Source organism: Paraburkholderia sp. BR10937 (genome assembly GCF_040965695.1).
Lineage (GTDB): Bacteria > Pseudomonadota > Gammaproteobacteria > Burkholderiales > Burkholderiaceae > Paraburkholderia.
The window spans coordinates 25,506-38,888 of sequence record NZ_JBFRCL010000047.1; the positions used below are offsets into that span (position 1 = coordinate 25,506).

The window sequence follows — 13,383 nt, forward strand, 5'->3', positions numbered from 1 at the left end:
AGGTGGTCGCGGGCGGTCGGCGCAAGCGCACCTCTGCTTCGACGGACGAACACGGAAACAGCGACGCCGCACTCGCGACGTACAGCCGCAAGCGCAATTTTGGGACGACGCCGGAACCGGCCGCGCCAGAAAAGCCGCGTCGCCGCAAAACGGGTGCGCTCTCGTTCGTAGTCCAGAAGCACTGGGCCAGCCGCCTGCATTACGACTTCCGGCTTGAAGCAGGCGGCGTGCTTCTGTCATGGGCGGTGCCCAAAGGCCCGTGCTACGACCCGAAGGCAAAGCGTACGGCGGTGCACGTCGAGGATCATCCGGTCGACTACGCGAGCTTCGAAGGCACCATACCGGCGAAGCAGTACGGTGCGGGCACGGTCATCGTCTGGGACCGGGGTACGTGGGAACCTGCCGGCGATCCCGGGGAAGGCATGAAGGCGGGGAAGCTCGTTTTCCGCCTGCATGGTGAAAAGCTCGCCGGCCTGTGGGAGCTGGTACGGATCTCGAAACCCGACGACCGGCAAGACCAGTGGATGCTGTTCAAGAAGCGCGACGAGTGGGCCAGGCCACTTTCCGGGTACGACGTGGTCAAGGCGCTTCCCGACAGTGTGGTGACGCACCCGTTAGGTCTGGTCGAAGAGCGCGAACCGAAGGTCGTGCCGGTCGACCACGCCGAAGAGCGGCCGCCCGATCTCTCCGCGGCGACTCGCGCGTCGCTACCCGCGAAGCTCGAGCCACAGCTCGCAACGCTCGCGCCTTCGCTCCCGACCGGTGGTGACTGGGTCACGGAGACGAAGCTGGATGGTTACCGTCTGCTCGCCCGAATTAACCGCGGAGACGTCCGGTTGTTCACACGCGGCGGCCACGACTGGGCAGCGAAATTCCCGGCACTCGTCGACGAACTCAAGGCTCTGCCGGTTTCAAGCGCGTGGCTCGACGGCGAGATCGTCATGCTCAAGGACGGCCTGCCCGACTTCTCTGCGCTGCAGAACGCGATGGACGCGCGGACAAGCCGGGACATCGTCTATTTCCTTTTCGACCTCATGTTTGTCGATGGACTGGACCTGCGACAGGTGCCGCTGTGGTCCCGGCGTGCCCGCCTGTCGCAACTGCTCGAAGATGCCGGCGAGCATCTGCGTTTCAGCGAGGCGTTTGAAGCACCCGCCGCTGCGGTGTTCGAGGCCGCGTCGAGTATCGGCCTCGAAGGACTGATTCTCAAACGGCGCGATGCACCTTACGAGTCCGGGCGCACGCAGACGTGGCTCAAGGCCAAGGCGCGCCTGCGCCAGGAAATGGTGATCTGCGGCTTTACGGCCCGCGGCGGGAAAGACGGGGAAGTTGGCAGCCTCCTGCTGGGCTACCATGACGGCGGAAAGCTGCATGACGCGGGCAGCGTGGGGACCGGCTGGAACGCGCGCACCGCGCGCGATCTCTGGCAACGCCTCATACCGCTGGAAACGACGGCAGCGCCCTATGACGTCGCCGCGACGAAGTCGCGCCGGTGGTCACGGCGCGCGCCCGGCGGGGAGCGATGGGTCGAGCCCCGACTGGTCGCGGAGGTCGAGTTCGCCGAATGGACAGCCGATGGCGTCGTGCGCCAGGCATCGTTCAAGGGCCTTCGCCTCGACAAACCCGCAAGCGCCGTCGTACGCGAGGGCGGAAAGACGAGCGCCCCGGCGCGGGGACCGGAGATAAGGATCACCCATCCTGAGCGGATCGTTGATAGCTCGGCCAGCATCACGAAGGCTGACCTGGTGCACTACTACGCGAGCGTGGCTGAGCGCATGTTGCCGCATCTGAAAGATAGACCCGTGGCACTCGTGCGTGCACCGTCGGGTATCGGCGGCGAGCTGTTCTTCCAGAAGCATGCGGAGCGAACCGGCATGCCGGGCCTGACCATTCACGACCGCGCGTTGTGGCCGGATCACCCGCCGCTCCTATCGGTGGATACGGTGGACGCACTGCTCTCGGCAGCACAGATGAATGCGGTCGAGTTTCACACCTGGAACTCCACAGTCCGGCGCCTCGAACAGCCCGACCGTGTGATCTTCGACCTCGATCCGGGGGAGGGGGTGAAGTGGGCGCACGTCCAGGAAGCTGCGCTTCTGGTGCAGACGCTGCTTGGCGAACTCGACCTGAAGGCATGGCTGAAGACAAGCGGTGGGAAGGGGCTGCACGTAGTTGTCCCGCTGGCCCCGCGCCTGGGCTATGACGCGGTGAAGGCCTTTTCGCAGTCCTTTGTACGGCATCTGGCGAAAACGATCCCGCAACGCTTTTCGGCCACATCGGGCGCTTCGAACCGGGTCGGCAAGGTCTACGTCGACTATCTGCGTAACGGGATCGGGCAGACCACGGCCGCGGCATTCTCGGCGCGGGCTCGTCCGGGAATGGGCGTATCCATGCCGGTGTCGTGGGAGCAGGTGTTCGAGCTGAAAGGCGGCGCGCAGTGGAACGTGCAGACGGCGCGGGAGTACCTCAGCTTCGAGCCCATGGATCCCTGGGCAGACTACTGGTCGGCGCGGCAGTCAGTGGCGAGTGCAACGAAACTCCTCCAATGAAATGACCGCAGGGCACAGGACGATTTCCACGCATAAAGGGCAGTAGGTGATCCGGATGTGCAGTCGTGGCACATCGGCGGGCATCACGTCACGCTGGTTGGCGAGGCATGTCGTCTACGGGAAGCTGATGCGCCGGACGCCATCTACTCGCATAGCTGGGAATGCGGTGTGACGCAGGTTTTTCGCTTCATCAGGGACAGCAACTGGTTCAAGCCGTTCATCGAGGCGGGCGTGGGCTTTCACTGGCGAACTCGATGTCTCATCGAGAAGCTGGTGGCTGTGCGCGCCGTCCTTTCCGTGGTCGCCGAACGCCTGCCTGGCAGCCGAGCGCCTCGGCAGCGCTAACTCTGCCGGGCGAATTCGAGCGCCTGCAACGGCAGATGGCCAGTGTCTTCGCGGGTTTTACGCAAGCCTGCGGGCCGCGCGCAGCGACATGTTTCCTCCCGTGAGAGATTTATCGGAAGAAACCCAACACGTCTCGGGAACGGCGTTTGCTACAGGCATCTCGCAGCGGAGTCCGGCGCGAGAGCCACCGGCCCGCGCGACGCGCAAGTCGGCCGCGACCGGCTGAACAGCGCGCTTTCATTGGGCGATATGCCGTCGGGGCGCTCACCGACTGGATTCTGGAAATCGTAGGCCGGACCCGGACCGGAGCAAGCGGCATCGTCGTAAGCATAACCGCGCCGCGGTCGCCCTTTATCTGAAAGCCGTTGCCCGGTATCGGTCTTGAAATAGCCGTCAGAAAACGACCATGACGCCGTCACACACGAGCACGCTTCAGCAGCTAGCGGCGTACCTAGAACAAAAGCGCAGCCTGATCACGCGCCGATGGCTTCGCGCGGTCCGCTCCGATCTGGCGAGCGGACAGACCGGACGGTTATCGACGGTCCAACTGGTCGACCACCTTCCCTCGATATACGAGGAAATCTGCGCAGTGTTGCGGAGCGCGCCGGCGCAGAAGACACTACGGCGGCTACACGCCAACGCCAGAAAACATGGCAGTGGGCGCTGGATGCTTGGCTACCAGCTCGATGAACTGTTCGGGGAATTGACCGAATTCCAGCGCTGCGTGCAGCAGGCGACACGAGAGTTCTTCGCGGGAACATCCGTGTCACGCAATGTCCAGGCGGAGGCTCACCAGCTGATAGAAGATCTGTTCAGCGCAACCATTCGCGCCGCAATCAGGCAACTGATCGACGAACAGGATAGCCGGATCTCGCAGACCCTCGGCGAACTCGACCGGGCGCTGGCCGCCCAGCACAAGAGCGAGGAGCGGCTTCGGCTCGCCGCGTCTGCGGCCGGGTCGGGTATTTTTGAGTGGGATATTCCCGACGGCAGGGGTGTCTGGGAGAACACCCGCATGTACGAGATAACCGGACAACCAGAATCGCGGGGCCCGCTGTCGTGGGAGGCGTTTGCGCGCGAGCTCGTTCATCCCGACGACGCGCAGGCCCTGGTCACACACCACGCGCAGACCATGGACGGCGGTGGCGACTTGCAGTCGACTTTCCGGATTCTCCGGATCGAAGATCGTGCGCCGCGGGTGGTTGAGATGCATGGTCGGTTCCGGAAAGAGGCCGATGGTTCGATCCGCTCCTTTGTTGGCACGCTGACCGATATCACGCGCCGCACGCTCGCCGAAGAATCGCTGCGGGAGGCAGACCGTCTCAAGGATGCGTTTCTCGCAACCCTGGCCCATGAGTTGCGGAATCCGCTTGCACCCATCCGCAATGCGGCGCAGATCCTCAAGCAGCTGAAAACTGATATACCGCCTGAGGTCGAATGGGCGCGCCTGACGGTAGAGCGGCAGTGTGCGCATCTCACGCGTCTGATCGACGACTTGCTGGACGTGTCCCGTATCAGCAGCGGGAAGGTCCGTCTGCGCCGCGAAGTTTTCGACATCAGGGAGTCTGTCCACAGCGCGGTCGAAATCAATTTGCCGGCTGCGAACGATCACCGGGACCGTATTGAGGTTAACTTGCCCGCCGAACCGCTACTGATGGATGGCGACCGGACAAGGCTGACGCAGGTCATCTCCAACCTCCTGGACAACGCGATCAAATATTCGGGCGAGGACTCACGGATAACAGTAGATGCAGCCGTGCAGGAGGGCCGCGTACAGATCATCGTCGCGGATGAGGGGGTTGGCATTCCGGCATCGCAACTCGCGCGTATGTTCGAGCCGTACGTGCAGCTCGCGCCGCCGGAAGGTCGGGCCCAGTCGGGGCTGGGTATCGGACTGTCCGTTGTCCAGAACCTGGTGGAGATGCACGGCGGCCACGTGACGGCCGCAAGCGACGGTGTCGGAAAGGGCGCCCGCTTCACAGTGTTGCTGCCCATCACACATGGGACCGGTGCTGGCATGGCCGACGCGGCCGAACGGCCGGCACAGCAGGCAAAACGGTTGCGTGTGCTGGTTGTCGACGACAACCGTGATGCCGCGGAATCGCTGGCGATGGTCCTGCAGGAGCATGACGTCCGCTGTGCTTTCGACGGAGAAGCTGCCCTTGCGATCGCCAGAGACTTCCGTGCCGATGCAGTCATCCTTGATATCGGATTGCCTGGAATCAGCGGTTGCGACCTGGCACGGGAACTCCGGGCGCTACCCGAAACCGCGAACGCCGTGGTGGTTGCGCTCAGCGGGTTCGGCGCACCCGAAGACGTCGAGCGGTCCCGCGATGCGGGGTGCGCACGGCATTTTGTAAAACCGGTGGATCCGGAAACGTTGCTGGATTTTCTGCGGACGTTCACGGATGGTTATGGTCCGCAGCGACGCGCGAGCTGAGCCTGCAAGCCAAGGACGTGGTGGGATGTGACGGTGACACCGTGAGGCAGCCGGCAGTTTTGTGAGCGCCCGTCCGGCGGATACTCACCGCACGGTGACGCGACCTCCCGCGACCCGTCCCGGACGTCGGGATTTCGATCAGAACCACCGGGCGTGGGCGCGGTTCCAGCCGAGCCGGCGCTCTAGCGAGGCTGCGGGTTTCCGCACCTCGCCGCCAGGATGCGCAACCTGTTAGGGGGTAGCGGCAAGGTAAGCGTAAATTCCTATCATAAGCATTTTGGTTATATAAACGCGCAGAATCATTTCGAACTGACCTGGTAACGACCAGGTTTTCTTCGGCTAATCTGAGCGGCCCGCTGCGATCAGGACGACTCGCATGGCCACCATCGATCGTACTGCGTATCCGCGCTTTCCCAAGGTCCTTGCCACGCGGGACCTGCAAACCTGCTACACACCCCTGCCCGATGAACTGGAATGGGCGCGGCGGTCGTCCCGGGGCGAGCGCCCACGGCTGGGTCTGCTGGTGCTCCTGAAAGTCTTCCAGCAGATGCATCATTTCCCGTCGCTCGACAGCATCCCGGTGGCCGTCGTCGAACACGTGCGCGCGGCGGCAAACATCGGTCCCGCAGTACGCTTCGGTTATGACACGCAGGCATCGCCGACGCTGTTCCGGCATTACGCCGCAGTGCGCGAGCACCTCGGTGTCAAGCCGTACTACGGCACCGACGCGGGCACGATCGCGACGCGCGCCGCACATACGGCTGCGCTGTCCATGGACCAGCCGGTCGACATCATCAATGCCACGATCGACGAACTGATCGCACAGGACATCGAACTACCGGCTTTCTCGACGCTGGACCGGATTACCGAGCAGATCCATGCAAAGACCCAGGCGCGGCTTTTCCGGCGGGTCGCACGACGCCTGACCGATGAACAGAAGAACAATCTGGACCGTCTGCTGGCCCGCGACCTGTCGAGCCGGCAGACCGCCTACAACCGCATCAAGCGCCACGCGAGGCGGCCATCGCGGCAGCACCTGGACCTGCTGATTGACCAGATAACCTGGCTCGACGAGATCGGGGACTTCACGATTGCGCTCGCCGGCGTCCCGGCATCAAAGCTGCGCTCACTGCCCATGCAGGCGATGGCGCTCGATGCGTCCGCCCTCCGGAAAGACACCCTTCCCGAGAAACGCTACACATTGATCGTGGCGCTGCTTAATCGCATGCGCGTGCGTGCCCGCGACGATCTCGCCGACATGTTCGTGCGACGTATGGGTGCGATCCACAAGCGCGCGAGCGACGAACTGGAGATCGTTCAGCGCAGGCAGCGTGACAAGGTCGAGGATCTCGTGGTCCTGCTCGATGGCGTCGTCGACATTCTTGCTGACGAGTCCGACGAGAGGACGATCGCGCAGTCCATCCGAAAATGGCTTGCACCAAAAGGCGACCTCGAACCGCTGCGTGAGAGCTGTGCCGAGATCCGCGCATTCAGCGGCCGCAATCACCTGCCGCTGCTCTGGAAGCATTTCCGGGCGCACCGTTCGGTCCTCATGCGTCTCGCCCGCACGCTCGAATGGGATTCCACGAGCCAGGTGCGCACGCTCCTCGATGCGCTCGGTGTTGTGCTGGAGAACGAAACGTTACACCGCGAATGGATCAATGCCGATGTGGACCTGAGTTTCGCCGCGGCGCGCTGGCGCAAGCTTGTGCGGCGCTCCCACGGTGAAGGGGCGCCGACCAACCGGCGCTATCTTGAGCTGTGCGTGTTCTCGTACATGGCGGAGGAACTGCGCGTCGGCGATCTGTGCGTGTCCGGGTCCGATGCCTACGCCGACTATCGCGACCACCTGCTGCCGTGGCGACAGTGTGAGCAGCAATTGCCCGACTACTGCGCGAAAGTCGGCCTGCCGGAAACGGGCAGCGAATTCGTTACCCAACTGCGTCAGTGGTTGACTGACGCAGCGCGCAAGCTTGACGACGAGTATCCGCGCAAGCGCGAACATGTCACGATCGACCAGAAAGGCGAGCCGATCCTGCGCAAGACCATTGCCAGGGAAATTCCGGGCAGTGCGATCGCCCTGCAGGAGCGGATCAATGCGCGTCTGCCGACCCGCAATGTGCTCGACATTCTCGCGAACATCGAGCACTGGACGCATTTTACCCGGCACTTCGGACCGTTGTCCGGGATCGATCCGCAGATACGCAAGGCAGCCGAGCGGTATTTGCTGACGATTTTCGCGATGGGCTGCAACCTGGGCCCGACCCAGGCGGCACGCCATCTCGATACTGACGTGACGGCGCACATGCTGTCATTCGTGAACCGTCGGCATATGAATCTGGACAGGCTCGAGGCCGCGCAGCGCGAGTTGATCGAGCTATACCTGCGACTCGATCTGCCAAAGCACTGGGGCGACGGCAAGACGGTAGCGGCCGACGGCACGCAGTACGACTTCTACGACAACAACCTGCTGGCCGGCTATCACTTCCGATACCGGAAAATGGGTGCGGTCGCCTACCGCCACGTCGCCGACAACTATATCGCGGTATTCCGGCATTTCATCCCGCCGGGCGTCTGGGAAGCGATCTATGTAATCGAAGGGCTGCTCAAGGCCGGCCTGTCCGTCAAGGCCGACACCGTGCATGCGGATACGCAGGGACAATCGGCCGCCGTGTTTGCGTTCACCCATCTGCTCGGCATCAAGCTGATGCCCAGAATCCGGAACTGGAAAGACCTCGTGCTGTACCGCCCGCACAGCGATGCGAAGTACAGGCATATCGACGGGCTTTTCACGGCGACCATCGACTGGGTGCTGATCGAACGGCACTGGCAGGAGCTCATGCAGGTGGCTGTGTCGATCCAGGCGGGCACGATCTCTTCACCGTTGCTGCTGCGCCGCCTTGGGTCGGAGAGCCGCAAGAACCGCCTGTATCTCGCCGCACGCGAACTCGGCAATGTCGTGCGGACGGTCTTTCTCCTTGAATGGATCGGCAGCCGGGAACTGCGCCAGGACGTGACTGCGAGCACCAACAAGATAGAGTCGTACAACGGCTTCGCGAAATGGCTGTCGTTCGGCGGCGATGTGATCGCGGAGAATGAGCCGGAAGAGCAACAAAAACGGCTACGCTACAATGACCTCATCGCATCGGCCGTGATCCTGCAGAACACGGTGGACATGATGCGGGCCCTGCGCGACATGGTGGCCGAGGGCGAGAAGGTCCGCACCGAGGACATCGAATTCGTGAGCCCATATGCGACGCACAACATTCGCCGCTTCGGGCGCTACCGGCTGCATCTGGAACGTCCGCCCGAAAGCTGGATCAACGATGCCCTGTTTGGCCGGGCGGCCCGGCCTCACGACGAAATGAGGTAACGCTGGATGAGTGCGAGAGCCGCGGTGACCACCACCCCGTACGGTGAAGTTGATGCCGCCGCACTGGAGGGACTGCAGTCGCGCTATGACACGACGCGGGTGCTCGATGCGGTAGATACGCTCGACGAACTGCGCACGGGCCTTGACGATCCGGAAGGCCTGCGGGACGATCTGCTGCGCCTGCACGGTATGGCGCATGCGCTCGTCAACGGTGCGAGCTTCGCGGCAACAACCCGGGACGCGTCGATTGTCGAACAGATCGAGGATGTGATCGACCAGATCGATCACTATGTCACCGGGCTTTTATCGATCCGTGATGCACTGCACCCGCTCGAAGCGCTCCGTCACGAAGATATGGCAGGCCCGGACCGCGATTGAGCTTGCAGCGAATCTCCCCCGGTACGTATCCGTCACGGGATATGGAGTAACGCCTCGATCCAGCGGTTATGGCGCAGGCAATGCGATGACGGGTAGCTCCTGCACGGTCGTACCTGGCGTTGCGAGTGCCGATTCGATGCGGTGTTGCGCGAACGGATCGGCGGCGTCAATGTAGCGCATCGCAGAGCGCACGTCTTTCCAGCCAACGTACTGCATCAGCATCTTCAGATCCCAGCCGTTCGAGTTGGCCCACGTTGCGAAGCCCCGCCGTAGCGAATGGCTGCTGTAGCTGTCCGGCGCGGCCAGGCCTGCCGCCTGGAAAAGCGCACGCAACAGCGGCACGAAGCTGCCAGCATGCAGTTCCCCGTCGCGGATGTTTCCCCAGCGGTCAATGCTCCGGAACACGGGCCCCTCCGTCAGGCCTGACGCCGCAATCCACGCCTCGTAAGCCGTCACCGGACACAGGCGTGAAAGCGCCGGGGCCTTGAAGGTCGTGCCCAGCTGCGCGCGGTCGCCTTTCGTGCGGGGCAGGTAGAGCGTCATGCCGCGGCCCGCCTCGACGGCTACGTGCTCGATCCGCAGCCGACTGAGTTCGTCGGAGCGAAAGCCACGCCAGAAGCCCACCAGCACCAGGGCCCGGTTGCGAATGCACGCGAGACGCTCGCGCTCATCTGCTCCCCTGGCGATCTGCTCATCGAGCCAGGCTGTGAGCTTTTCGAGCTGCGCGAGCTGCATGGGTTTCGCCCGCTTCTCGGTTGCGGGATGCAGCGCGACGATGCCTCTGAGGACCTTGCGCACATGCGGTGCCTTCGTCGGATCCGGAAAACCCTGCGTCTGATGCCATTGCGCGAGCGCTGCAAGCCGCGAGCGCAGGGTATTGATAGACAGGGTTTCTGCGTGATCGGCAAGGTACCGCGCGATCATGTCAGCGCTCGCGGGCAGAAAGCCGCCCCATTCAACCTCGAAATGCCGGAGTGCCGACTGGTAACTGCGCCGGGTGTTTTCGCGCGTCGCGGCTTCGACGTAGCGATCGATGGCAGACATGGCTCGTGGGTAAAATCAGGTGATCTGTATCGGAGACGATGATATGCAACAACGAACGTGTGCGCCAGCCGGCGTGCTCGATGGGAGCCAGGGTTTCGGCCGGTGAAGCAATGAACGAAGGCAATGTGCTACAGGCAGACTGGGAAAATTTCACACGCGAGGAGCTGCTCGCGGAGCTCACCCGCCTGCAGGCCGAAATCGCGCGGCTCACCGCCTTGCTGCCGGCAACGCTGCAGGCACAGGCAAAGCCCGTGCGGGTGGCCCGGAACGAACCATCGCCAGCAGTGCGAAACACGGGCGCCCCCGTACTTTCGCCCGAGCAGAAGGTACAGCTCTTCCGGCGGCTGTTTCGCGGCCGCACGGATGTCTATCCGCTACGCTGGGAAAGCCGCAATTCCGGAAAATCCGGCTACGCGCCGGCGTGCGCCAACGAATGGCGCGCCGGAATCTGCGAAAAACCCCGCATCCGGTGTGCCGACTGCGGGCATCGTGTACTGCTGACGCTGGACGATCAGGTCGTCTATACGCACCTGGCCGGCGATCGCACAGTGGGCCTCTATCCGCTGATGCCGGACGGCACCTGCTACCTGCTCGCTGTCGACTTCGACGAGGAAGGCTGGCGTGAAGATGCGCAGGCATTCCGGCAATCCTGCCTCGAGATGGACGTGCCCGTATCGCTCGAAATCTCACGTTCAGGCAATGGTGCGCACGCGTGGATCTTCTTCTCGTCGGCCGTTGCTGCACGCGACGCGCGACGGATGGGCTCCGCCATCATCAGCCACACCTGTGCCCGGACCCGTCAGCTCGAACTGACGTCCTACGACCGGCTCTTCCCGAACCAGGATGTGCTGCCCAAAGGCGGCTTCGGTAACCTCATTGCCCTGCCGCTGCAGAAGCACCCGCGCGAGCATGGCTGGAGCGTGTTTGTCGATGACGGCTTTCAGCCGTACGCTGATCAGTGGTCGTATCTCGCGTCCGTGCAAACCATGGACAGCCGCGACATCGAGGGGGTGATCTTTCGCGCCACAGGCGGTGCGCACCCGCTCGACATCGCGTTCATCGCCGAGGAGGACCAGGCCGAACCGTGGAAGCCAGCACCCGCGCAGCCGAAGCGGCTGGCCGGAACGATGCCGGCGTCGCTCACACTGACGCTCGCGAACCAGCTCTATCTTGAAAAGGCGCAGCTTCCGCAGGCACTGCTCAACCGGCTCATCCGGCTGGCCGCCTTCCAGAATCCGGAGTTCTACCGGGCCCAGGCGCGCGGCTTCAGCGTATGGGACAAGCCACGCATCATTGGGCGCGCCGAGAACTGCCCGCGCCACATTGCATTGCCGCGCGGATGCCTTGACGACGTCATGACGCTACTGCGCGATAACGACATCGCCTGCGACGTCCGCGACGAGCGCTGCACCGGCGAGCCGCTTGCAGTTCCGTTTGCCGGCACGTTGCGCGATGACCAGCAAGCGGCCGTCACCGACCTGCTGCGACACGACACCGGCATCCTGCATGCGCCGACGGCGTTCGGCAAGACCGTGACGGCGGCCGCGATGATCGCGCAGCGAGGCGTCAACACGCTCGTGCTTGTGCACCGCCGGGAGCTGCTTGACCAGTGGCGCGAGCGCCTGCAGTCGTTTCTCGCACTCGACGCGCGCGAGATCGGCACGATCGGCGGCGGCAAGTCGAAGGCGACGGGCCGGATCGATGTCGCGATGCTGCAATCCGTGGCACCCGATGGTGCCCGCGGCGAGCTGTTGCGGCGTTACGGCCATGTCATCGTCGATGAATGTCATCACGTCTCCGCGGATTCCTTCGAGGCCGTGCTAAAGGGCGTCAATGCACGCTACGTGCTCGGCCTGACGGCGACGCCGGTGCGGCGCGACAGCCAGCAACCGGTGATGTTCATGCTGTGTGGACCGATCCGGCATGCGGCGAAATCGCCCGCTGGCGCGCCGCAGGTGCTTGAGGTCTTCCCGCAAAGGCTCAGCTCCGTAGTGGACGTCGCGGCCGACGCGCCAATCCAGGCAGTGTTCGCTCAGCTCGCGCAGGACACCGCGCGCACGCAGATGATCGCGGCGGCTGTACGTGAACAGTACGGGCAGGGGCGGAACGTGCTGGTACTCACCGAGCGGACGGACCATCTCGAAAGCCTGCAGCAGATGCTGCAAGACACGGTACAACCGCTGTTCGTGCTGCACGGTCGCCTCGGCCGTAAAGCGCGGGTGGCACAGCTGGCTGCCCTTGACGCGCTGGCCGGGGATACGCCCCGCGTGGTGCTGGCGACTGGCAGGCTCGTAGGCGAAGGCTTCGACCATCCGGCGCTGGACACGCTGGTACTGGCCATGCCGGTTGCGTGGAGGGGCACGCTGCAGCAGTACGCCGGCCGGCTGCACCGCGAGCATGCGGGCAAGACCGGCGTACGGGTGATCGATTATGTGGATGGCGGCCATCCGGTGCTGCAGCGCATGTGGGAGAAACGCCAGCGCGGCTACCGGGCAATGGGCTATCAGGTCCGCACGCCCGGAGAAGATATCCAGCTCCAGCTGGCCTGAAACCGGTGGTGAATTCGTATTCCGTATCGTTTCTTGCTGTTTGCTGTCACCGGCACGTTAGTCGTCGCGCATTGCAGACTGAAGACCGAGGTGCTCGACGAACGGATCGAAATCCCGGTCGCTGAAGAGCAGCGGCGCACCGTTTTCAATGCACCACGTCGCGATCAGCGTATCGATGGTTTTGCGGATCGTTACGCCCTGCGCTCGCAAGATGCGGTAATTCCGGGCCGCCTGAACGGCGTTATCCGGCCCCACCAGCGAGACGACATCGAATCGCGTCGTCATCAGCTGCCGGGCAGTATTGAACGCCGACTCGGCGGCAAATCCCTGTAGCACCTCGGCGACGATCAGGTCGCCGGTGACCAGCACCTCCCGGCCCAGCAGGGCATCCAGTCGGCTGGCTTGGGGTGAAGCCAGCCCCCGGAAGTAGTCGATCCACACGCTTGAATCGACGAGTATCACTGGTCGCGCCTCATGGCATCGAGGTCGCCTTCCCACGGTAATTTGCCGCGGAACTGGCGAATCTGCTCCTGCTGCTTGAGCCGGATGATCGTTTTCAGGCCAAGCTCGACCGCTTCACGTTTGGTCCGGATGCCCGTTGCGGCAAGCGCTTCGGCCATCAACCGGTCGTCGATCTCGATATTGGTACGCATGGCGCGCCTCGTAAATGTGTATAAAACAATTGAATTATACACATCAAACGCT

At 63.5% G+C, this 13,383-nt stretch carries 9 protein-coding genes; 6 read left to right on the plus strand and 3 right to left on the minus strand.

The window, feature by feature from the left end; genetic code table 11:
* Window positions 1-2: 2 nt before the first annotated feature.
* The 5 genes from ligD to tnpC all read left to right on the plus strand — a co-directional run bounded on the left by ligD (window position 3) and on the right by tnpC (window position 9,085).
* Entirely contained in the window at window positions 3-2,549 is a 2,547-nt protein-coding gene (gene ligD, locus AB4Y44_RS30685) for a DNA ligase D (RefSeq protein ID WP_368701692.1), read from the plus strand.
* A 168-nt stretch (window positions 2,550-2,717) separates the two neighbouring features.
* The gene (locus tag AB4Y44_RS30690) at window positions 2,718-2,894 is read left to right on the plus strand and encodes a hypothetical protein (protein WP_368701693.1); all 177 of its coding nucleotides are present in this window, start codon (window positions 2,718-2,720) and stop codon (window positions 2,892-2,894) included.
* Window positions 2,895-3,300: 406 nt separating this feature from the next.
* Entirely contained in the window at window positions 3,301-5,334 is a 2,034-nt protein-coding gene (locus tag AB4Y44_RS30695; RefSeq protein WP_368701694.1) for an ATP-binding protein, read from the plus strand.
* Between the two features lie 376 nt (window positions 5,335-5,710).
* Entirely contained in the window at window positions 5,711-8,707 is a 2,997-nt protein-coding gene (locus AB4Y44_RS30700) for a Tn3 family transposase (protein WP_368701695.1), read from the plus strand.
* A gap of 6 nt (window positions 8,708-8,713) precedes the next feature.
* A complete protein-coding gene (tnpC, locus tag AB4Y44_RS30705; RefSeq protein ID WP_324149964.1) occupies window positions 8,714-9,085 on the plus strand; it encodes a Tn3 family transposase post-transcriptional regulator TnpC in 372 nt (123 codons plus the stop codon).
* A gap of 66 nt (window positions 9,086-9,151) precedes the next feature.
* Here the strand turns inward: tnpC and AB4Y44_RS30710 are convergent, their stop codons facing one another.
* On the minus strand, window positions 9,152-10,129 hold the full coding sequence (locus tag AB4Y44_RS30710) for a site-specific integrase (RefSeq protein WP_324149960.1): 978 nt from the start codon (window positions 10,127-10,129) through the stop codon (window positions 9,152-9,154).
* 110 nt (window positions 10,130-10,239) lie between these two features.
* Here AB4Y44_RS30710 and AB4Y44_RS30715 point away from each other — a divergent pair, with 110 nt between their 5' ends.
* Window positions 10,240-12,678 carry a DEAD/DEAH box helicase family protein gene (locus AB4Y44_RS30715; protein WP_368701696.1) on the plus strand — a complete coding sequence of 813 codons (2,439 nt, stop codon included), beginning with the start codon at window positions 10,240-10,242 and terminating at the stop codon, window positions 12,676-12,678.
* 57 nt (window positions 12,679-12,735) lie between these two features.
* Here the strand turns inward: AB4Y44_RS30715 and AB4Y44_RS30720 are convergent, their stop codons facing one another.
* The gene (locus AB4Y44_RS30720; protein WP_368701697.1) at window positions 12,736-13,176 is read right to left on the minus strand and encodes a PIN domain nuclease; all 441 of its coding nucleotides are present in this window, start codon (window positions 13,174-13,176) and stop codon (window positions 12,736-12,738) included.
* The gene (locus tag AB4Y44_RS30725) at window positions 13,137-13,331 is read right to left on the minus strand and encodes a type II toxin-antitoxin system VapB family antitoxin (RefSeq protein WP_028215418.1); all 195 of its coding nucleotides are present in this window, start codon (window positions 13,329-13,331) and stop codon (window positions 13,137-13,139) included. Before AB4Y44_RS30725 ends, AB4Y44_RS30720 begins: the two co-directional genes overlap by 40 nt.
* Between the last annotated feature and the right edge of the window lie 52 nt (window positions 13,332-13,383).

What these genes read in the sequence shown, in the direction of transcription:
- AB4Y44_RS30695 (WP_368701694.1), top strand. Translation starts at nt 3,301, where the DNA reads ATGACGCCGTCACACACGAGCACGCTTCAGCAGCTAGCGGCGTACCTA.
- AB4Y44_RS30700 (WP_368701695.1), top strand. Translation starts at nt 5,711, where the DNA reads ATGGCCACCATCGATCGTACTGCGTATCCGCGCTTTCCCAAGGTCCTT.
- tnpC (WP_324149964.1), top strand. Translation starts at nt 8,714, where the DNA reads ATGAGTGCGAGAGCCGCGGTGACCACCACCCCGTACGGTGAAGTTGAT.
- AB4Y44_RS30710 (WP_324149960.1), bottom strand. Translation starts at nt 10,129, where the DNA reads ATGTCTGCCATCGATCGCTACGTCGAAGCCGCGACGCGCGAAAACACC.
- AB4Y44_RS30715 (WP_368701696.1), top strand. Translation starts at nt 10,240, where the DNA reads ATGAACGAAGGCAATGTGCTACAGGCAGACTGGGAAAATTTCACACGC.
- AB4Y44_RS30725 (WP_028215418.1), bottom strand. Translation starts at nt 13,331, where the DNA reads ATGCGTACCAATATCGAGATCGACGACCGGTTGATGGCCGAAGCGCTT.